17 protein-coding genes are annotated in these 21161 nt (G+C 46.7%); 4 read left to right on the top strand and 13 right to left on the bottom strand.

Annotated features, from left to right (window positions below; all coding sequences use genetic code 11):
- Positions 1-153 precede the first annotated feature (153 nt).
- A complete protein-coding gene (locus K7887_RS20830) occupies positions 154-720 on the top strand; it encodes a GNAT family N-acetyltransferase (RefSeq protein ID WP_223491512.1) in 567 nt (188 codons plus the stop codon).
- Positions 701-976 (top strand): toxin-antitoxin system YwqK family antitoxin, encoded by a 276-nt coding sequence (locus K7887_RS20835; protein ID WP_223491513.1) that lies wholly within the window; start codon positions 701-703, stop codon positions 974-976. Before K7887_RS20830 ends, K7887_RS20835 begins: the two co-directional genes overlap by 20 nt.
- Positions 977-1028: 52 nt before the next feature.
- On the opposite strand, the gene K7887_RS20840 is transcribed toward K7887_RS20835, so the two are convergent.
- From K7887_RS20840 to K7887_RS20880, 9 genes are all read right to left on the bottom strand, one after another.
- Complete coding sequence (locus K7887_RS20840) at positions 1029-2642, bottom strand: CTP synthase (protein ID WP_223491514.1); 1614 nt, start codon at positions 2640-2642, stop codon at positions 1029-1031.
- Between the two features lie 393 nt (positions 2643-3035).
- Positions 3036-3599: a DNA-directed RNA polymerase subunit delta gene (gene rpoE / locus K7887_RS20845; protein WP_223491515.1), complete on the bottom strand. Its 564-nt coding sequence runs from the start codon at positions 3597-3599 to the stop codon at positions 3036-3038.
- Between the two features lie 275 nt (positions 3600-3874).
- A complete protein-coding gene (gene icmF, locus K7887_RS20850; RefSeq protein WP_223491516.1) occupies positions 3875-7138 on the bottom strand; it encodes a fused isobutyryl-CoA mutase/GTPase IcmF in 3264 nt (1087 codons plus the stop codon).
- Complete coding sequence (locus tag K7887_RS20855) at positions 7116-7772, bottom strand: TetR/AcrR family transcriptional regulator (RefSeq protein ID WP_223493723.1); 657 nt, start codon at positions 7770-7772, stop codon at positions 7116-7118. The genes icmF and K7887_RS20855 overlap by 23 nt, the downstream gene beginning before the upstream one ends.
- Before the next feature lie 19 nt (positions 7773-7791).
- Complete coding sequence (locus tag K7887_RS20860) at positions 7792-8931, bottom strand: acyl-CoA dehydrogenase (protein ID WP_223491517.1); 1140 nt, start codon at positions 8929-8931, stop codon at positions 7792-7794.
- 68 nt (positions 8932-8999) lie between these two features.
- On the bottom strand, positions 9000-10136 hold the full coding sequence (locus K7887_RS20865; protein WP_223491518.1) for an acyl-CoA dehydrogenase: 1137 nt from the start codon (positions 10134-10136) through the stop codon (positions 9000-9002).
- A gap of 60 nt (positions 10137-10196) precedes the next feature.
- The gene (locus K7887_RS20870) at positions 10197-11051 is read right to left on the bottom strand and encodes a 3-hydroxybutyryl-CoA dehydrogenase (RefSeq protein WP_223491519.1); all 855 of its coding nucleotides are present in this window, start codon (positions 11049-11051) and stop codon (positions 10197-10199) included.
- Positions 11052-11082: 31 nt separating this feature from the next.
- Positions 11083-12261, bottom strand: a complete 1179-nt coding sequence (locus K7887_RS20875; RefSeq protein ID WP_223491520.1) for an acetyl-CoA C-acetyltransferase — start codon at positions 12259-12261, stop codon at positions 11083-11085.
- Positions 12262-12631: 370 nt separating this feature from the next.
- Entirely contained in the window at positions 12632-14749 is a 2118-nt protein-coding gene (locus tag K7887_RS20880) for a (Fe-S)-binding protein (RefSeq protein ID WP_223491521.1), read from the bottom strand.
- A gap of 265 nt (positions 14750-15014) precedes the next feature.
- Between K7887_RS20880 and cls the strand changes: the two genes are divergently transcribed.
- Both cls and uvsE read left to right on the top strand, forming a co-directional pair.
- Entirely contained in the window at positions 15015-16220 is a 1206-nt protein-coding gene (gene cls, locus K7887_RS20885; protein WP_223491522.1) for a cardiolipin synthase, read from the top strand.
- A gap of 36 nt (positions 16221-16256) precedes the next feature.
- Positions 16257-17210 carry a UV DNA damage repair endonuclease UvsE gene (gene uvsE / locus K7887_RS20890; protein WP_223491523.1) on the top strand — a complete coding sequence of 318 codons (954 nt, stop codon included), beginning with the start codon at positions 16257-16259 and terminating at the stop codon, positions 17208-17210.
- 106 nt (positions 17211-17316) lie between these two features.
- Here the strand turns inward: uvsE and K7887_RS20895 are convergent, their stop codons facing one another.
- The 4 genes from K7887_RS20895 to speB all read right to left on the bottom strand — a co-directional run bounded on the left by K7887_RS20895 (position 17317) and on the right by speB (position 21086).
- The gene (locus K7887_RS20895) at positions 17317-17493 is read right to left on the bottom strand and encodes a XapX domain-containing protein (protein WP_010197488.1); all 177 of its coding nucleotides are present in this window, start codon (positions 17491-17493) and stop codon (positions 17317-17319) included.
- A 94-nt stretch (positions 17494-17587) separates the two neighbouring features.
- A complete protein-coding gene (gene argS, locus K7887_RS20900) occupies positions 17588-19258 on the bottom strand; it encodes an arginine--tRNA ligase (protein ID WP_223491524.1) in 1671 nt (556 codons plus the stop codon).
- The gene (locus K7887_RS20905; protein ID WP_223491525.1) at positions 19255-19710 is read right to left on the bottom strand and encodes a YwiB family protein; all 456 of its coding nucleotides are present in this window, start codon (positions 19708-19710) and stop codon (positions 19255-19257) included. Before K7887_RS20905 ends, argS begins: the two co-directional genes overlap by 4 nt.
- 503 nt (positions 19711-20213) lie before the next feature.
- The gene (gene speB / locus K7887_RS20910; RefSeq protein WP_223491526.1) at positions 20214-21086 is read right to left on the bottom strand and encodes an agmatinase; all 873 of its coding nucleotides are present in this window, start codon (positions 21084-21086) and stop codon (positions 20214-20216) included.
- Positions 21087-21161: the final 75 nt, after the last annotated feature.

Below are 21161 nucleotides of genomic sequence, written 5' to 3' on the forward strand. Positions count from 1 at the left end.
ATTCGGCCTCAACGGTGACAGAACCCCCTGTCCCCTCCCCTACTTTGGCACCGTTCGGCGTTTATAGTGCCCTGTTCCAAGTTAATCTTTGATAAATTTAAAGGATTTTACCCACATTTAGCAAAAGTAATTTTTCATGGGAGGTTTCGACGAGTGTTATATCAGAATTTAAAAATAGAAAAAGCGACAACGGAAGATGGGCCAAGCATAGTAGAGTTGTTGAAGAGCCGTGCTACCCATTTAAAAAGCAAGGGTTCTACGCAGTGGAGCTTCCTCCTTACAGGACAAGAAGATGCGGAAATTTTAGCGCTCGTTTCAAAGGGGTTATTTTATAAGGTGATCTTAAAGAGCAGCCACTTAGATGATGCAGCCCCACCTCTTGCAGCTACCTTTATGCTATCAGACACGCAAGAAGAGTGGGACGTTCACCTCTGGGGACAAGAGGACACCAGCAATACTGTTTATTTACATAAGCTTGCTGTTGCCATGCGGCACAAAGGCGAGGGCCTGGGTGACTATCTGGTGGACTGGATCAAGCAGCATGCAGAAGAGCTGGGCTATACAAAAATCCGGTTGGATTGTGTGGCTAGTGCAAAGCTAAGAAGCTTTTACGACAAGCATGGTTTTACCCTATTAAAAATAGTCGATGACCACTGTTTGTATGAATGGGAAGCTAGTAAAGCGAATAAGGAGGTTCAGGATGGAGAACGAAAAGTGTGATATAAAAGATGGCGTAAAAGAAAAGCCTTTAGAAGTGATTGACGGCTACACGATAAAGTACCATGCAAACGGCAAAACCATTTGGTCCAAGGGGAAAATGTCAGGCGATCAACCTGAAGGGTATTGGGAATGGTATCGTGCCGATGGGACCATCAAGCGGTCCGGGTATTTTGAGAACGGCGAACCTGTCGGGGAATGGATTACGTATGATAGCAAAGGTGAAAAATACAAAACCACTAATCGTGATAAAAAATAATAACCATTAAAAAAGCTCAGAGCCATTAAACTCTGAGCTTTTTTCTATAAAATTAAGCCATTACCTCAGCATTTTTCAAAGATGCTGCCACGAAGTCGCGGAATAGCGGTTGTGGGCGGTTTGGTCTGGAAGTGAATTCTGGGTGGAATTGGGATGCAAGGAACCATGGGTGGTCTTTGATCTCAATCACTTCTACAAGGCGGCCGTCAGGGCTTGTACCGGAGAAGATGAATCCGTGCTCTTCCATTTGTTGACGATATTGGTTGTTGAACTCGTAGCGGTGACGGTGGCGTTCGTAGACCACTTCGTCTGCGTAAGCTTTTTGTGCCAAGGAATCGTCGTTCAGCTTACAAGGGTATAGTCCAAGGCGCAATGTTCCACCAAGGTCCTCGATGTCTTTTTGCTCTGGTAAAAGGTCGATGATTGGGTATGGCGTTTCAGGGTTAAGCTCAGCAGAGTGCGCGCCTTCGAACCCAAGAACGTTACGTGCAAACTCAACAGAAGCAAGCTGCATGCCAAGGCAGATACCGAAGAATGGTACCTTTTTCTCACGCGCATAGCGAATCGCTTCAATCTTTCCTTCAACACCGCGGTCACCGAATCCACCAGGTACAAGGATTCCATCCGCACTTTGCAATAACTCGTCCACGTTTTCAGGTGTAACTTCTTCTGAGTTGATCCAGTTAATTTTTACATCTGCATCGTACTCGTATCCAGCATGACGCAATGCTTCTGCAACAGAAAGGTATGCATCTTGAAGTTCCACATATTTTCCGACAAGGGCGATCGTCGTTTTCTTGGAAAGGTTTTTCACCTTGTTCACAAGTGCCGTCCATTCTGTCATGTCCGCCTCGCCTTTTGTCTCAAGCTTCAGGTGGTCCACAACGATGTTGTCCATGTTTTGCGCTTGATAAGCTAATGGCACTTCGTAAAGCGTGTCCGCATCGATGGATTCGATAACTGCTTTCTCATCGATATCACAGAACAAGGCAATCTTGTCTTTCATATCTTGGGAGATCGGCATTTCGGAACGCAATACGATGATGTTTGGTTGAATTCCAAGACCGCGAAGTTCTTTTACACTGTGCTGTGTCGGCTTTGTTTTTAACTCGCCTGCCACGCGGATGTAAGGAACAAGCGTACAGTGAATGTACATTACATTGTCGCGACCGATGTCACTCTTGATTTGACGAATTGCTTCAAGGTATGGAAGAGACTCGATATCCCCTACTGTTCCACCGATTTCTGTGATAACGACGTCTGCATTTGTCTCACGGCCAGCACGGAAAACGCGCTCTTTGATTTCGTTTGTGATGTGAGGGATAACTTGAACCGTTCCGCCCAAATAGTCGCCGCGACGCTCTTTTTTCAGGACAGTGGAGTAGATTTTCCCTGTTGTCACGTTGGAATATTTGTTCAGGTTGATATCGATGAAACGCTCATAGTGACCTAAGTCCAAATCCGTTTCCGCACCGTCACCTGTTACAAATACCTCACCATGTTGATAAGGACTCATTGTACCCGGGTCCACGTTGATATATGGATCAAACTTCTGGATTGTCACGTCCAACCCACGATTTTTTAACAATCTACCTAAAGATGCAGCCGTAATCCCTTTACCTAAAGACGAAACTACTCCACCTGTTACGAAAATATACTTTGTCATGCTGTCTCCCCCTCGAAATAATTTTATTTGAAAATAATAATAAGTAACGGATATGCTTTTTAAGAGGCATTTAACATTTTTATCATTAGTCAAAAACACGAAATTCATTTACTAAAAAATGAAGCTGCCCCCAATTTCTCAGGTTCAGCATATGAATGTTTATTCACTAATAAAATAAAAAACGCCCCACTTGCCAGCATTTCTAGCAAGGGGAGCGTGTATATGTTCAACAAATTATACGTGTCCTTTTTTAAGGAGCCCAAAAAAGATTCTACCTAGTACAGGGTGAAAAGTCAAGGATTGAATTAACTTACGAATTTTCACTTTTTTTCGGGTATGCGTAAATAAAAAACACTCCCCGTTTATCGTCTGGGGAGTGTTTACTAGGGGCGATCAGAGTTTCTCTTCCTCATCCTCGTCCAATTCTTCGTCTTCTTCTTCATCGTCTTCAAGTTCGTACTCATCGTCTTCGATCAAGTCTTCTTCAAACTCTTCGTCATCATCTTCGTCTGCATCATCATCGGCATCGTCAAAGTCTTCCTCTTCAACTTCATCCTCTTCATAATCATCCAGATCGTCGAATTCTAATTCTTCTTCGTCCAACTCATCGAATTCGTCAGCGTCGATATCGTCCTCATCAACAGCCTTCTTCTTCTTCTTAGCCTTTGTCTTAACCTGAGGAGTTGTTTCTTCTTCTATTTGATCATAAGGATACCATGCACGAAGTCCCCATTGGTTTTCTCCAATACAAATGAAACGGCCGTCAATGTTCAGGTCCGTATAGAACTGAGACAACTTGCCCTTAAGATCTTCATCTGTAAAACCGGTGATTTTCTTGATCTCCGTAATTAATTCGCCAAAAGTCACAGACTGCTTCTGTTCGTTAAATAAAGCAGTAGCGATTTCGATCAATGACATCTCTTGTACTTCTTCTGCCGTTAAATGGTTTAATGCCAATGTCTGCACATCCTTTCTATATATGTAAAAAGACAATATTCATAGCAATTCCTAGAAAAATCCATACCACTCATTATAAACAAAATACCAATGTTTAATCCAGCATAAAATAAATCTTTCCCGCAAAAATAATAAAAAACGGGTGAAAAGGAGAAAAAAACTAAAAAAATTAAAAAAGGGGGTCAGACCCCCAAAGGTATTTCCCTCTCCGCGTCGAACTCTATAAAGTCGGCGGGAAATCTTTGATTCCCCGCCCTTTTCTTTAGCATTTCTTTTTACATGTTTCGTCTGAATTGGCCGCCGACTTCGTAGAGGGCTGTGGTGATTTGGCCGAGGCTTGCGACACGGACGGTTTCCATCAGTTCTTCAAAGATGTTGCCGCCGCTGATGGCCACTTGCTTCAACCTACCCAACGCTTCCTCCACTTCCGCGGAATTCCGCTCTTGGAACGCTGCAAGATTTCGGATCTGCGTTTGCTTCTCCTCTTCTGTCGAACGTGCAAGCTCGATATCATTCAAATCGTCCTCAGAAGGTGGGTTCGGATTTTTATACGTGTTCACTCCAATGATTGGAAGCTCACCTGTATGTTTTTTCATCTCATAATACATGGATTCATCCTGGATTTTCCCGCGCTGATACTGCGTCTCCATCGCACCAAGTACGCCACCGCGGTCATTCAAGCGTTCAAACTCCTGCAGCACCATTTCTTCCACAAGATCTGTCAGCTCCTCCACTACAAAAGCACCCTGCAATGGGTTCTCATTTTTCGCCAAGCCATGCTCTTTTGTGATGATCATCTGAATCGCCATCGCACGGCGCACAGATTCTTCTGTCGGCGTTGTGATCGCCTCATCATACGCATTTGTATGCAACGAGTTACAGTTGTCCTGCAGCGCCATCAAAGCCTGCAGCGTCGTACGGATATCGTTAAAGTCGATTTCCTGTGCGTGCAAGGAACGGCCGGACGTCTGAATATGATACTTCAACTTCTGACTGCGCTCGTTAGCTCCATATTTATTTTTCATGACCGTTGCCCAGATGCGGCGTGCCACACGACCGATCACCGTGTACTCTGCATCCAGTCCGTTACTGAAAAAGAACGACAAGTTCGGCGCAAAGTCATCAATTTTCATGCCGCGGCTCAAGTAGTACTCCACATACGTGAAGCCATTTGCCAGTGTGAACGCCAACTGTGTAATCGGATTCGCGCCCGCTTCGGCAATATGGTACCCAGAAATAGAAACCGAATAGTAGTTGCGCACTTTTTTATCGATAAAGTACTGCTGGATATCCCCCATCACTCTTAAAGCGAACTCCGTCGAGAAGATACACGTATTCTGGCCTTGGTCTTCTTTTAAAATATCCGCTTGCACCGTTCCACGTACCGTCTGCATCGTAACTGCACGAACTTCCGCAAACTCTTCTTCCGATAACATCCGGCCAAGCTCTTCTTCGCGCTTTTGCACTTGCTGATCGATGGCCGTGTTCATGAACATCGCCAAAATAACTGGTGCCGGTCCGTTGATCGTCATTGATACAGACGTGCTTGGTGCACACAAATCAAAACCTGCATATAACTTTTTCATGTCATCAAGGGTACAGATGCTCACGCCGCTGTTCCCGACTTTTCCGTAGATGTCCGGACGCTCTGCTGGATCTTCTCCGTACAATGTAACCGAATCGAACGCCGTACTTAAGCGCTTCGCATCGTCATCCTTACTTAAATAATGGAAGCGGCGGTTTGTGCGCTCAGGCGTCCCTTCCCCCGCGAACTGGCGTTTCGGATCTTCACCCTCACGCTTGAACGGGAACACACCGGCTGTGTAAGGGAATTCCCCTGGCACGTTCTCACGGTACACCCACTTCAAAATCTCCCCATAGTCCACATACTTCGGCAGGACCACTTTTGGAATCTTTAAGCCGGACAGGGTTTTCGTCGTAAGCTTTGTGATGATTTCCTTGTCGCGGATTTTTGTGACAAACTGGTCACCGGAGTATTTCTCTTTCTTCTCTTCCCAGCCTGCTAAAATTTTGCGGGAATCGCTAGTCAATTTTTCTTCGTATTCACGGCGCACCTCGGCAAGTGCCGCCACGAGCTCCTCGCTTAAAGAACCTCCGTTAGACGCACCAGCAGCTTCCATCGCCCCATCCAACTGGAACAATTTCCGCGCCAACTCTACCTGCTCAGCGGCCATCTTATGATAGTTACGGACCGTCTCGCTGATCTCGCGCAAATAATAGCGGCGGTCATTCGGAATGATCACATTCTGCTTTTCCACATCTTTGGACGTCGGCAGGCTGCTAGCGTAAGAAGAACCTGTCTTCTCATTCATCAACTCAAGCAACGCCGCAAAAAGCGTGTTTGTCCCGAGGTCATTGAACTGGCTCGCGATCGTACCGTACACCGGCATTTCATCCAATTCCTTATCCCATAAAAGACGGCTGCGCTGGTACTGCTTTTGCACCTGGCGCTTCGCATCCTCAGAGCCTTTTCGCTCATACTTGTTAATAACGATCAAATCGGCATAATCAATCATATCGATTTTTTCCAACTGAGACGGTGCCCCGAACTCACTTGTCATCACATACATCGAGATGTCACAGATCTCCGTAATCCCGGCATCCCCCTGCCCGATTCCGCTCGTCTCGACGATGATCAAGTCAAAACCAGCCGCCTTCGTGACAGCAATCGCATCTTGGATTGCCAAAGAAAGTTCAGAACGGGAACCACGGGTTGCCAAGGAACGCATATAAACACGAGGGTTGAAAATGGCGTTCATGCGGATTCTGTCACCAAGCAACGCCCCACCTGTCTTCTGCTTCGTCGGATCGATAGAAAGAATCGCCACCTTTTTACCCGGTACTTCGTTTATAAATCTGCGGATCAGTTCATCTGTGAGCGAGCTTTTCCCCGCTCCACCTGTACCCGTAATCCCAAGGACCGGCACAGTTTTCTGCATTTCTTTTACCTTAGCCAAGGCCGTTTGAGCCGTTGCTGCCACCTCTTCATCTGAAGTCACCTGCAGCTCGGATAAGGTGATCAATTTCGCAATTGCCTGATGGTTGTCGGCATCGAGACGCTCCACCTCGTCACCAAGGGATTTGACCGTCACAAAGTCACATTCCTTCAGCATCGAGTTAATCATGCCTTGCAGTCCGTGTTCGCGACCATCCTCCGGTGAAAAGATACGCGCGATCCCGTACGCATGCAGTTCTTTTATCTCAGAAGGAATGATGACTCCGCCGCCACCGCCGTAAATGCGGATGTGAGAGGCACCTTTCTCCTTCAGCAAATCATACATATATTTAAAATATTCGACATGTCCGCCCTGGTAAGAGGAAATCGCGATCCCCTGCACATCCTCCTGAATCGCTGCGTTCACGATTTCCTCAACGGAACGGTTGTGGCCAAGGTGAATGACCTCAGCACCGCTCGCCTGGATGATGCGGCGCATGATGTTGATTGAGGCATCATGCCCGTCAAATAGACTTGAAGCTGTTACAAAACGAATATGGTTAGTTGGACGATAAACTTCCATTTTTCACATTCTCCCCCTTTGTAAGTCCGTGCACTAAAAGTTCAATCTGGCCCTCGATATAGGCATCCAGCTCAAAGTGCCTGTGCAGCACCCAGCGCCGGAATCCCCACATCTGACCCTGTACGAAAATGTTATGGGCAACCAATTGAATCTGCTGTTCTCTCATGTCGATGTCCTCTGCGGTCATGCAGTTACGGATGACCTGCTCAAACATGGCCACCATCGCAAGCTCCTTGTTCAACACGTACGGAAGCGCATCTTTTGATAGGGACTTTGCCTCCTGATACATGACAAGGACCTCATCCTGCATTTCATCCATGACACGGAAGTAGTACCTTATCGCGGATTTCAAACTCTCCAGATTCCCCCGCTTCATGTCGAGTTCCTCCTGCAGGCGCTCCCCCACCTGGTCATAAATCCGGTCACAGACAAGGTAAAGGACATCTTCCTTCGTTCTGATATATTCATAGAGCGTGCCGATGCTGAAGCCGGCCTCTTTCGCAATTTCCCTTGTTGTCGTGCGGTGGAAGCCCTTCTCTTTGAAAAGGCTCACCGCCCCCTTGATCATCTGGTCGCGGCGCTTCTCGATCAGCCGCTCGTCTTTTACGGATGCATGTACTTGACGTTTTTTCATCATCCTGTCGTCCACCTACTTACTTAGTAAGCATTCTGGAGATTACGAGACGTTGAATTTCTTGCGTTCCTTCATAGATTTGCGTAATTTTCGCATCCCTCATATAGCGCTCAACCGGATAGTCCTTCGTGTAGCCGTAGCCACCGAATACTTGAACCGCTTCTGTTGTCACCTTCATCGCCGTGTCGCCCGCGAAAAGTTTGGACATCGCAGACTCCAAGCCATAGCTCAAGCCCTCGGATTCTCTCCACGCAGCCTGATACGTCAGCAATCTTGACGCTTCCACCGTAGTCGCCATATCTGCCAGTTTAAAAGAAACACCCTGCTGCGCCGCGATTGGCTTCCCGAACTGAACGCGCTCTTTTGCGTAAGCTACGGCTGCGTCTAGCGCACCTTGCGCAATCCCGACAGCCTGTGCAGCAATTCCGTTACGCCCGCCATCAAGCGTTGTCATCGCCACTTTGAAGCCTTCACCCTCCGCGCCTAACATGTTTTCTACCGGCACGCGGCAATCTTCAAAAATGATTTCCGTTGTAGGTGAAGAACGAATGCCTAGTTTCTTCTCTTTTTTCCCAACACTGAAACCTGGGAAGTCCGCTTCGACTATGAACGCGCTTGTTCCTTTATGCTTGCTTGTTGCATCTGTTACCGCAAACACCACATAGATGTCCGCAATCCCGCCGTTTGTGATGAAAATTTTAGAGCCGTTCAGGACATAATGGTCGCCGTCCAATTTCGCCGTTGTACGCATGCCGCCCGCATCAGATCCGGATCCTGGTTCAGTCAAGCCGTACCCGCCGATGCTTGTTCCTTGCGCAAGTGGCACCAAGTATTTCTGCTTTTGCTCCTCTGTTCCGTATTTATAGATCGGCCAGCTCGCTAAGGATGTGTGGGCTGAAAGCGTTACCCCTGTGGACGCACATACTCGTGAAAGTTCTTCGACCGCGATGCAATACGCCAAGTAATCACTGCCGATTCCGCCGTACTCTTCTGGAAAAGGAATCCCCGTTAAGCCAAGGTCCGCCATCTTTTTGAAAATTTCCATGTCAAAGCGCTCTTCCTCGTCACGCTCCGCTGCAGTCGGTTCCACTTCGTTCTTGGCAAAATCGCGTACCATTTTGCGAATCATTTCATGCTCTTCTGAAAGTTGAAAGTTCATATTTTTCATCCCCCGATGATTTAGTTTTTTTGTTTACTGTGTGGTTCGGGCAAATTCCAGCCGTCCCATCAATTCATCAAATGCTTCCCGATCACCAATCTCTGAATCTCGCTTGTGCCCTCATAAATCTCACAAACCTTCGCATCGCGGAAATAGCGCTCGACTGGATAATCCTTCGTATAGCCGTAACCGCCGAATACCTGAACCGCTTCAATCGCCACGTTCATCGCCGTCTGAGAGGCAAAAAGCTTCGCCATCGACGCTTCTTTTCCGCAAGGCTTGCCTAAAGCACGCAAGTTTGCCGCGCGGTAAGTCAACAATCTCGCACCTTCCACCGCAGTCGCCATGTCTGCAAGTTTAAAAGAAACACCCTGTTGTGCCGCGATTGGCTTGCCGAACTGGACGCGCTCTTTTGCATAGTTTGTTGCAGCCTGCACTGCCGCTTCCGCAATACCTAAGGACTGCGCCGCAATCCCAATACGGCCGACATCGAGATTCGCCATCGCGATTTTAAAGCCTTCCCCTTCCGCTCCTAGCAGGTTCGCCGCAGGAACCTTCGCATCTTCAAATGTCAGCTGAACTGTTTTTGAGCCGTGCAAGCCCATTTTGTGCTCATCTTTTCCAATGACGAATCCAGGAGTATCCTTTTCCACGATGAATGCGGAAACTCCCTTCGTTCCAAGCTCCGGATTGGTGGATGCGAAAACGATGTATGTGTCTGCTTCCCCGCCGTTTGTGATGAACACCTTCGCACCGTTCAGCACATAGTGGTCACCTTGTTTTACTGCACGCGTTTTCAAGCTTCCTGCATCAGATCCCGCACTCGGCTCCGTCAAACAGAACGCACCAAGATACTCACCAGTTGCAAGCTTTGTAACGTATTTTTGCTTCTGCTCTTCTGTGCCAAAATAAAGAATTGGATTCGTCCCAACGGAGGTGTGAACAGACAGGATCACCCCGACTGTCGCGCTCACGCGGGAAAGCTCATTGATTGCGATGATGTAGGAAGGAAAGTCCATTCCCGCTCCACCGTACTCTTCCGGAATGGTCATCCCCATCAAACCAAGGTCCGCCATTTTGCGCAAAATTTCACGTGGGAACTTTCCCTCTTCCATTTCTTCCACAAAAGGTGCAATTTCCGTTTCCGCGAAATCGCGCACCATTTTCCGGACCATTTCCTGCTCTTCTGTAAAACGTAAATTCATGCCATTTATCCCCTCTCCTGCTGTCGTGAAAAAATACCCCTTGTTGCCATCAGGCTACTCTTACGTCTCGTACGTATAAAATCCGCGGCCCGTTTTACGTCCCAGCCAGCCAGCTTTTACATATTTTCTAAGCAATGGACATGGACGGTATTTGTCATCGCCAAAACCTTCATGCAACGTTTCCATGATGTAAAGGCAAGTATCAAGCCCGATAAAATCGGCAAGCGTCAGCGGCCCCATCGGATGGTTCATGCCAAGCTTCATGACTTCATCAATCGCTTCCGGCGTTGCCACACCCTCGTAAACGGTGAAAATGGCTTCGTTAATCATTGGCATCAACACGCGGTTGGATACGAAGCCTGGGAAGTCGTTCACTTCCACCGGTACCTTGGAAAGCTTTTTCGTCATATCTTCAATCGCACCGTACACTTCGTCAGCCGTTTGCAGGCCGCGAATGATTTCGACAAGTTTCATGACAGGAACAGGATTCATGAAGTGCATCCCGATTACCTTTTCGGGTCTGCCTGTTGCTGCAGCGATTTCCGTGATTGGAAGCGACGATGTATTGGTCGCTAAAATGGTGTGAGCCGGAGCATGCTGGTCAAGCTCTGCGAAAATTTTCTTTTTGATGTCCATGTTTTCGACTGCCGCTTCAATGACGATGTCGACGTGTTTAGCGTCTTCAAGTGCCGTTGTTGTTTGCAGGCGACCAAGTACAGCCGCTTTCTCGTCTTCTGTCATGCGGCCTTTATCCACGGATCTGCCTAAATTTTTCGTAATGCCCGCAAGCCCGCGGTCCAAGAATTCCTGTTTCAAATCGTTCATATATACGTCATAGCCGGCCATCGCACAAACCTGCGCGATGCCTGAGCCCATCTGTCCTGCGCCGATCACCATTACTTTTTGAATTGTCATGTTCTGATTCCTCCTAAAAAGTTTCTCTCGCTTATACTTGGATCAAAATGGCATCGCCCTGTCCGCCGCCTGAGCAGATGGACGCAATGCCAAGACCGCCTCCGCGGCGTTTCAACTCATGAATCAACGACACGATGATACGTGCGCCACTTGCCCCGATCGGATGTCCTAACGCAACTGCCCCGCCGTTTACATTCACTTTTTCCAAATCAAGTCCGGCAAGGTTTGCAGATGCCAACGCAACCGCCGCGAATGCTTCATTTATTTCAAAAAGATCAATCTCTTCAAGCTTTGTTCCTGTTTTCTTTAAAAGTTCTGTGATGACAAGTCCCGGAGTTTTCGGGAAATCCTTTGCTTCCACTGCGATGGAGGCGTGGCCAAGGATAGTTGCGAGCACTTCCTTCCCTTCTTTTTCCGCGCGGTCTTCACTCATCAACACAAGCGCACTTGCTCCGTCATTCACGCCCGGTGCGTTTCCTGCCGTGATGGTCCCGTCATGGTCGAATGCCGGTCGCAAGCTCGCGAGTTTCTCAATGGATGTATCTTTACGTGGAGACTCATCCTTGCTCACGACAATCGGGTCGCCTTTTCGCTTCGGTACGGAAACTGGGACGATTTCTGCGTCAAATGTGCCTTTTTCTGTTGCTTCAATGGCACGCTGATGACTTCTGAATGCCCATGCATCCTGGTCTTCACGAGTGATTTCCATTTCTTTTGCGACGCTGTTTCCGTATGTGCCCATGTGCACGCCTGTGAAGGTGCAAGTGAGGCCGTCATGGACCATCAAGTCCTGAACGGTGCTGTCACCCATGCGAAGGCCCCATCTTGCTTTTGGCAGCATGTATGGCGCGTTGCTCATGGATTCCATTCCGCCTGCTACGATGACTTCTTCTTCACCGGAGCGAATGAGGAGGTCGCCGAGTGTGACGCTGCGCATGCCAGATGCGCATACTTTGTTGATGGTTTCGGTGCGTACTTCCCAAGGCAGGCCTGCTTTTTGGGAGGCTTGGCGGGATGGCAGTTGGCCTTGGCCGCCTTGAAGGACGGTTCCCATGATGACTTCGCCTACTTGGTCACCTGATACGTTTGCTCGTGATAGTGCTTCTTTGATGGCGACTGCTCCTAGGTCTGATGCGGATAGTGAGCTTAGTCCTCCTGCGAAACGACCGATTGGTGTACGTACTCCACTAACGATTACTGTTTTTCCCATAGTTAACATCCTCCTTTTTATTTGAAAAAAATATTGCTTAAACTCCCAGTTGCTTTGCGTTTCAGGTGTTCGCTTTCCGCGGGAAGGTGCTTGAGCCTCCTCACTTCGTTGCGGGGTCTCAACCAACCTTTTCTCCCCCGCAGGACAAGGAAGGCTTCGCAGCGATTCATCGCACGAAGAAAATGCGGTAGCATTTTCGAGGAGTCTCACACCTTGCACTCCAAGCAACTGGGTAAACTAACTCAGCACTAGTTGTTACCGCTTACAATTTCTGTGTTTTAAAAACTGAACGACCGCTCAGTTTTGGTGAAAAGCATATGGTGCACGCAGTAAACTACGTACACCTTGTATGCTGGGTTCTATTATTCTATTAAGATACTAATTCTTGTTTTTCGCCGATGACGGAGCGCTCTAAGAGTTCTGCTACGTCGTAGGTGCCGACGTTTTCTTCTACTTCTTTCGCTTTCGTTCCGTCAGATAGCATCGTCAGGCAGTATGGACAGCCTGAGCTGATGACGCTTGGTGCAACTTCAAGTGCTTGTTCGGTACGGGCGACGTTGACGCGTGTGCCTGTGTCCTCTTCCATCCACATGAGTCCTCCACCTGCTCCACAGCACATTCCCGTTTCGCGGCTGCGGTTCATTTCGACCACTTTTACGCCTGGGATGGCTTTCAGGATGTCACGCGGCGGTTCGTAGACTTCGTTGTATCTTCCGAGGTAGCAAGAATCGTGATATGTGATTGTTTCTTTTACCTCGTGTACTGGTGTGAGTTTGCCTTCTTTCACAAGCTCTGCCAACACTTCTGTATGGTGGAAAACTTCAGCTTCTAAGCCGAAATCAGGGTACTCGTTTTTGAAAATGTTATAAGCATGCGGGTCGATCGTGACGATTTTTTTGACTTCGTTTTTCTCGAATTCCGCAATATTGCTTGTTGCAAGCTCCTGGAATAGGAATTCATTTCCTAGACGGCGCGGCGTATCTCCGGAGTTTTTCTCCTTGTTTCCGAGAATCGCGAATTTCACGCCAGCTTCGTTCATTAATTTTGCAAAAGAGATGGCGATCTTCTGGGAGCGATTATCGAAAGATCCCATGGACCCTACCCAAAACAGATACTCAAACTCTTCGCCAGCTTTTTTCATTTCTTTTACCGTTGGAATACTTACTTCTGGTGCTGCATCGCGCCAGTTTTCACGTTCTTTACGGTTAAGTCCCCAAGGATTTCCTTGGCGTTCGATGTTGGTCATCGCGCGCTGTGCATCGGCATCCATTTTTCCTTCTGTAAGAACCAGGTAACGGCGAAGGTCGATGATTTTATCAACGTGTTCATTCATTACCGGACATTGGTCCTCACAGTTACGACAGGTCGTACATGCCCAAATTTCTTCTTCTGTGATGACATCGCCGATCAGGCTCGGGTTGTATTCAATCGTTGCCGCGCTTTCTTGTGCACCTTTTCCGGCAGCCCCCATCATGGCAAGCTGATTGCCGTGCGTGTTATTGAACGCATAAGTCGGTACCCAAGGTGATTTGGACGTGATGGCCGCTCCCTTGTCTGTTAAGTGGTCACGAATTTTGATAATCAAGTCCATTGGTGAAAGCATTTTTCCTGTACCTGTAGCAGGACACATGTTGGTACAGCGTCCACACTCTACACAGGCGTACATATCGATTAATTGGTATTGGGTGAAGTCTTCCACTTTCCCGACACCAAATGTTTCTTGCGTTTCGTCTTCAAAATCAATTTTCTCTAATTTCCCTGGGTTCGTTGTACGATGGAAAAACACATTCGCAGGTCCAGCAATCAAATGCGCGTGCTTGGATTGCGGTACATACACCAAGAAAGTTAATAAGAATAACAGGTGAATCCACCAGCCGACATAAAATAATGTGATGGCTGCCGTTTCGTTGATCCAACTGAACATGAGTGCGAAGAGTGATGCCACCGGCTCGCTCCATGTTAAGCCATGGTCATGCCAGATAAGCCCCATTCCGTTTGAAAATAAAACAGAAAGCATTAATCCGCCGATGAATAGTAGTACTAAACCGGATTTGAAGCCTCTTTTTAAACGAACCAGCTTTTCTACATAGCGGCGGTAGAAAGCCCAAACAACCGCAACTAAAATCATTAGTGTTACTAGCTCTTGGAAAAACGTAAAGGCTGGATATAATGGTCCAAGCGGCAAATGCGCGTTTGGAGCAAGCCCCTTGATGATCAGATCCAGCGCCCCAAGCTGAACCATAAGAAATCCATAGAAGAACATGACGTGGATAATCCCACTTTTCTTATCCTTCAATAATTTTTTCTGGCCAAATACATTGACCCAGACTTTGTCTAATCGTTCTTTCACTTTGTTGTCGAATTCTACTTTTTTCCCTAATTTGATGAATTGAATTCTTGTTCTGATCAAGTAAACAAATAACGATAATGCGTAAGCGGTTACAATTATCGTTAAAATCCAATTGGCGATTAACAAACCGTTACTCACATCTCCCACTCCTTTCGTGTCCCCTTTTTTCTGTCGGCCGTTTACGTGTTTTTGTAAAGAAAGAGCCTCAATGTTTGGAAAGAATATAATTTTCAGAACTTTAGTAATTTAAGTCTATCTTATAACTGAATGAGCATTCAGTCAACACATTTAGTTGGAAAACTGGCTTTATTTTTCTGTGAATTAGGGTATGGGTAAATAGTTATAGGATAAGAACGATGGATTACGTAAAAACTATATGGACGTGTTTTCGGGAGGGAATAGGATGGAAATTTTTTTGTACATTATAATCGGGGTCGGATTCATTTTTGGGTGGTTGGCACTGGATTTACACCTGGGGAGAAAGAAGCATTTAAAAGAATCCAAACGGTTGAAGTTTCCGAAAAGGCAGAGTGAGATTTTCCTCTACGCTGACGGGAACTTGCTGTATAAGGATTTGTTTCACGATATGCGCCACGCCACCAGCCACATTCATTCCCTCTTTTACATGGTACGTGACGATCACGCAAGCAAAGAATTTCTGACCATTTTAAAAGATAAGGCAGATCAAGGGTTAGAGGTTCGGCTCCTTCTTGATTATTTTGGATCCTTTGATGTAAAAAAAGAAACAATGAAAGAACTCGAGCAGCACGGCATTGAAGTGGAGGTTTATCATAAGCCCGCATTTCCATTCTTTTTTTTCAGCATCAATCAGCGGAATCACCGGAAAATCACGGTGATTGACGGGAAGATCGGATACGTTGGTGGATTCAATATTGGAAAAGAATATTTGGGACAGGATCCCGAGTTTGGGGTTTGGCGAGACTACCATCTCAAGCTAGAGGGTGAAGGCGTGCAGGACCTTCAGTCACAGTTTATCCAGAACTGGGAGCAAGCCGGTGATTTTCCACCTGGCGAGTGGGGCGAAATGTATTATCCGGAATTGGTGAAAGGCCCCATCACGCACAAGCTGGTACCTACGAATGGCGGACATTTGACGGATACCTTTTTAAAGCTGATCCAAAAAGCAGAGAAGTCCATCATCATCTGCACTCCTTATTTTATTCCGAGTGAGCCTTTGCACGAGGAACTACTCTCTGCTCTAGCACGCGGAGTGAAAGTTACTGTTCTTGTCCCCGCCAAGGCAGATCATCCGTTGGTGATGGACGCAGCATTTCCTTATTTTAAAACGATTATTGCTGCCGGTGCAGAAGTATATCGTTTTTATCTGGGATTTTATCATGCAAAAGTCATGGTCATTGATGATCATACTTGTGATATTGGCACAGCTAATTTTGATAAACGCAGCTTGTTTTTAAACAATGAAATAAACTGTTTGATTTTTGATAAGGAATTTGTGCACAATACGGTTCTAGAAATTCATAAAGACATTCATAACTCGGAAAAACTAACATTGGAGTTTATCGAAAAGCGTTCTTTGATGGCAAAAGGTCGAGAACAGCTTTCTAAAATTCTTGCTCCGCTGATGTAAGGGATTTTTATAATTTGTAAAAAAGGAGCCGGTTGCATGAGGATTCGGTTTGGTTTTGTATCCCAATCATGGACGCTCTGGGAAGCCTCCCCTGCCAGAGCACTGACCTATACTCGTTATAAGCAGATGTCTGTCGATGAGGGAAGGGAAAAGTTGCTTTCGGTGACGCGGGAGAATTTAATGAACACGCTGCGGACAATCTACTTTTGCATCGCTCATGAAATTAAAGTATTCCGCTTCTCCTCCTCTATCGTTCCGCTTGCCACCCATCCGGATGTAAAGTGGGACTTTGTTAAGGAGTTTGGCGCTGAATTCAAGGAGATTGGGGATTTAGTGAAAAGGTATGGCATGCGTTCGAGTTTTCACCCCAATCAATTTACTTTGTTTACAAGTGATAAGCCACATATAACGGAGAATGCTGTGATTGATATGGTTTACCACTATGACATGTTGAAGGCGATGGGGCTGGAGGATCAGGGGACGATCAATATCCATGTTGGTGGTGCTTATGGGAACAAGGAGCTTGCGGTGGAGCGGTTCAGGGAAAATATTGTTTCGTTGCCGGATGAGGTTCGGGCACGGATGACACTTGAGAACGATGATAAGACTTACACAACGGAGGAAACGTTGGTGTTGTGCGAGGAGCTTGGGATCCCGCTTGCGTTTGATTACCATCATGAGTACGCCAATCCAAGCTCTGTGTCATGGGAAGAGTTACTGCCACGTGTGTATGCGACGTGGAAGGATATCGGCATCATCCCCAAGATACATATCTCTTCTCCTATTTCAGAAAAGAAATTGCGCCACCATGCGGACTTTGTAGATCTGCAGTTTTTGATGGAGTTTTTAAAAGTGGTCGTCGGACTCGGTCAAGACGTTGACTTTATGGTGGAAGCGAAACGGAAAGATGAAGCCGCACTGCAACTGTGCGAAGACATCGCAAAAATCCGGGGTGTGAAACGGATTAGTGGCGGCGCGGTGGAGTGGTGAAGTGATAAAGAAGTAAAGAGGGGTCTGACCCTCACCGCTCTAATGCGGTGAAGGATCAGCCCCCTCTTTATGTTATTTCAATTAATGTTGCTTACATGTTTACATGTTAGTTGCTTGATTGAAAGATCGGTGCGACCCATGTAAAGAGGCGGTAGCCGAGGTAGATGCCGACGATTCCTACGATGCCGGAGAATACGGGTGGTGCTGGGATTGGCAGGCGGAACAGGGCAAAGAGGAACCCTACGACCATGCCTGTTGCTAGTGCTAATAAACTTTCTTTCATCGTTGAAAACTCCCTTGTTGTTTTTTTCTTATGTTGTTTATTTTGGCCAAAAGAAAGCTCTCTACTCTAATTTCTAGTAGAGAGCTTTTTGCTATTACATTTTCTCTGGTGCAGAAACTCCGATAAGTTTTAATGCGTCCTGCAACGTAATTTGAACAGCTTTCATCAACCCAAGACGTGCTCTGGATTTTTCTTGGTTATCTGCATCAAGCACTTTTTCCGCGTTGTAGAAACTGTGCAGCGCAGATGCCAGTTCAAATGTGTAGTTCGTGATACGGTGAGGGATGCGTTTTTCTGCCGCTTCCGCTACCGCCAGTGGGTATTCACCAAGCTTTTTCAAAAGGTCGATCTCTTTTTCAGAGGAGATGTGCTCAAGCGCGAAGTTTCCTTCTAAGCTTAGGCCTTGCTCTTCTCCTTGGCGAAGCATGCTGCAAATACGAGCATGTGCGTATTGTGCATAGAAAACCGGGTTTTCGTTGGATTGGGATACTGCCAAGTCCATATCGAAATCCAGATGTGTATCACCTGAACGCATTGCGAAGAAGTAACGTACGGCATCCAAGCCTACTTCTTCCATCAAGTCGCGCATTGTTACTGCTTTACCTGTACGCTTGCTCATTTTCATTTTTTCGCCGTTTTGGAAAAGGTGGACAAGCTGGATGATTTCCACTTCCAGTGCGTCTTTTCCGTAACCAAGCGCTTCAATGGCAGCTTTCATACGAGGGATATAACCGTGGTGGTCAGCTCCCCAGATGTTGATTAGCTTGTCATGGCCGCGTTTCAGTTTATCTTGGTGGTACGCGATGTCAGGCGTCAGATATGTGTAAGAACCGTCATTTTTAATTAGGACACGGTTTTTGTCATCGCCGAATTCTGTAGAGCGGAACCAAGTTGCTCCCTCTTCTTCGTAGATGTGGCCCTGTTCGCGAAGGGTCGTTAGTGCCTCGTCGATTTTTCCGTTGTTGTACAGGGAAGTCTCGGAGTACCAAACGTCAAAGCGGACACGGAACTCTTCTAAGTCCTGTTGCAGTTTTTTCATTTCGTATTTTAAGCCGTATTCACGGAAAAAGCTGCGGCGGTCTTCTTCTGATTCGTTGACGAAACGGTCGCCAAACTCATCTGCGATTGCCTGGCCGATTCCGATGATGTCTTTACCATGGTAGCCGTCTTCCGGCATTTCTTTGTCTTGGCCAAGCGCTTGGAAATAGCGTGCCTCAACGGAAAGTGCCAGGTTGTTGATTTGGTTACCCGCGTCATTGATGTAATATTCACGTGTTACCTCATAGCCTGCCTTATCGAGTACATTACATAGGGAATCCCCCACTGCCGCACCACGGGCATGTCCTAGATGAAGGTCGCCTGTAGGGTTTGCGGAAACAAACTCGACATTGATTTTTTCCCCGTTACCAACGTTGGAACGTCCGTAATCGGAACCTGCTTTAAGGATTGTCGGAATTAAGTCTGTAAGATAAGTGTTGTCCATGTAAAAGTTGATGAATCCAGGACCAGCGATATCGATTTTTTCGATGGATGCTTTCGATTGATCAAAATTTTTCACGATTTCTTCGGCAATCATGCGAGGTGCTTTTTTCGCTATGCGTGCAAGCTGCATCGCCATGTTTGTGGAATAGTCCCCGTTCGCTTTATCCTTTGGTGTTTCTAAGACAACGGCTGGAATTTGCTCCTCTGTTGCCAAGCCTGCTTTAAGAACGGAAGCTTTGATCTCTTCTTTCAGGCGTTCTTGTACTTGTTCTACTATATTCATCTTGCCTGTTCCTCCTCGTAGTTGATTGTTATCAAGTATTGACCGGTTATTTGATCTTGAACCTTCAATTTATAGTCAAGCTGCAAACAGCCTCGCTTCTTATCTGGATCCTTCATCATGACCACTTTTTCGGTTTCCGTTTCGAACTCAAACCTTGCCCCACCACCCTGGTAGCTACCGTCTGTCGTTTCACCCGCACGGAAGGATTGCAGCATATTGATGTCACCTGAACGCTTCAGACGTACTTCTTTGTCCGTAATTTTATAAAAACAATCAACCTTCTCCTTGCCTTCGAGCTCTTCTGAGAAGACGATGTATTCTGATTCACCTTTTATGTAGTATTGACCATCTGCTCCAAACACAACAAATTCTCTGTCATTATCCGCATTAATTATTTCCGACTGGAACGTCACCTTTATCGGCTTCTTTAAGTGATTTTGATTGTCTGCCATCTGGCCCCACATCCTTTTATCTTTAACGCTTCCTGTTTCGCGTCGATTTTTCTATAACCTTCATAGTATAAAACAAGTAGGGTGTGTAGTTCAATAGAGGATGTTGGGAGGTTTGGGTAAATTGGTGGTTTTTTGTGGGAGTGGGGTTGATTGGGATTGGGAATTTAGGTTCTATTGGACGCTAGGGTGGTCTTTGATGGCAGTTCGGTAGAATAGAAGCGTTCTATTAGACAGTTTGTGTGAGTTTCCTTGGTCTTCGGGCGTATAGAACCGTTCTATTAGACTTTTCAGCAAGATTTCTTGAGCCTTCGGGCGTATAGAGGTCTTCTATTAGACTTTTCGTACAAGTTTCCTTGGCCTTCGGGCGTATAGAGACGTTCTATTAGACTTTTCAGCGGGATTCCCACTGCCTTCGGGCAAATAAAATCCATTTTTATACAAAAAAGCCCCGTCCCCCAAGCACTTTCACAAGTACTTAGAAAACAGAGCTACATTTTAATAGCTTATTTTACCCAACCTAAAATCATTTCACGGATTAGCTTGCTCGCTGTGTTGGCAGTCTGCTCAGAAGTGTCATAGATTGGTGCCACTTCTACAAGATCGGCCCCAACCACGTTCACATCGGAACCTGCGATGGCATGTATGGATGCAAGTAGCTCACGGGATGTGATGCCGCCACAATCTACTGTTCCTGTGCCTGGTGCATGTGCAGGGTCAAGGACGTCAATGTCGATTGTTACGTATACAGGACGGCCTGCAAGTGTCGGAAGGATTTCTTTTAACGGCTCAAGCACTTCGAATTTGGAGATGTGCATGCCGACTTCCTTCGCCCATTGGAACTCTTCCTTCATGCCGGAACGGATTCCGAATGAGTACACATTCGTCGGGCCTATCAGGTTTGCTGCTTTCTTAATCGGTGTGGAGTGGGAAAGCGGCTCGCCTTCGTAATCGTCACGAAGGTCTGTGTGTGCGTCCATGTGGATGATGGCAAGGTCCGGATACTTTTTGTACATTGCCTTGATGACAGGCCATGATACAAGATGCTCCCCACCCATACCAAGTGGGAATTTTTCCTTTTCTAAAAGTCCGTCAATGTATTCTTCAATTATTTCGATGCTTTTTTGCGGGTTACCGAATGGCAATGGGATGTCGCCTGCATCAAAGTATTTTACTTCTTCTAGCTCGCGGTCAAGATACGGGCTGTATTCTTCCAGTCCAATGGATACTTCGCGGATACGGGACGGGCCGAAGCGGGATCCTGGACGGTAGCTTACTGTCCAGTCCATTGGCATGCCATAAATTACTGCCTGGCTATCATCAAAGCTCGGGTGGCTTTTAATAAACACGTTGCCTGAATATGCTTCATCAAAACGCATGGGTGGTTTCCTCCTTGAATGAAGGGGTCTGACCACTTAGCGCTTTAAAGCGCTGAGGGTCAGACCCCTCTTTAG

The organism is Sutcliffiella horikoshii, assembly GCF_019931755.1.
GTDB classification, from domain to species: domain Bacteria; phylum Bacillota; class Bacilli; order Bacillales; family Bacillaceae_I; genus Sutcliffiella_A; species Sutcliffiella_A horikoshii_E.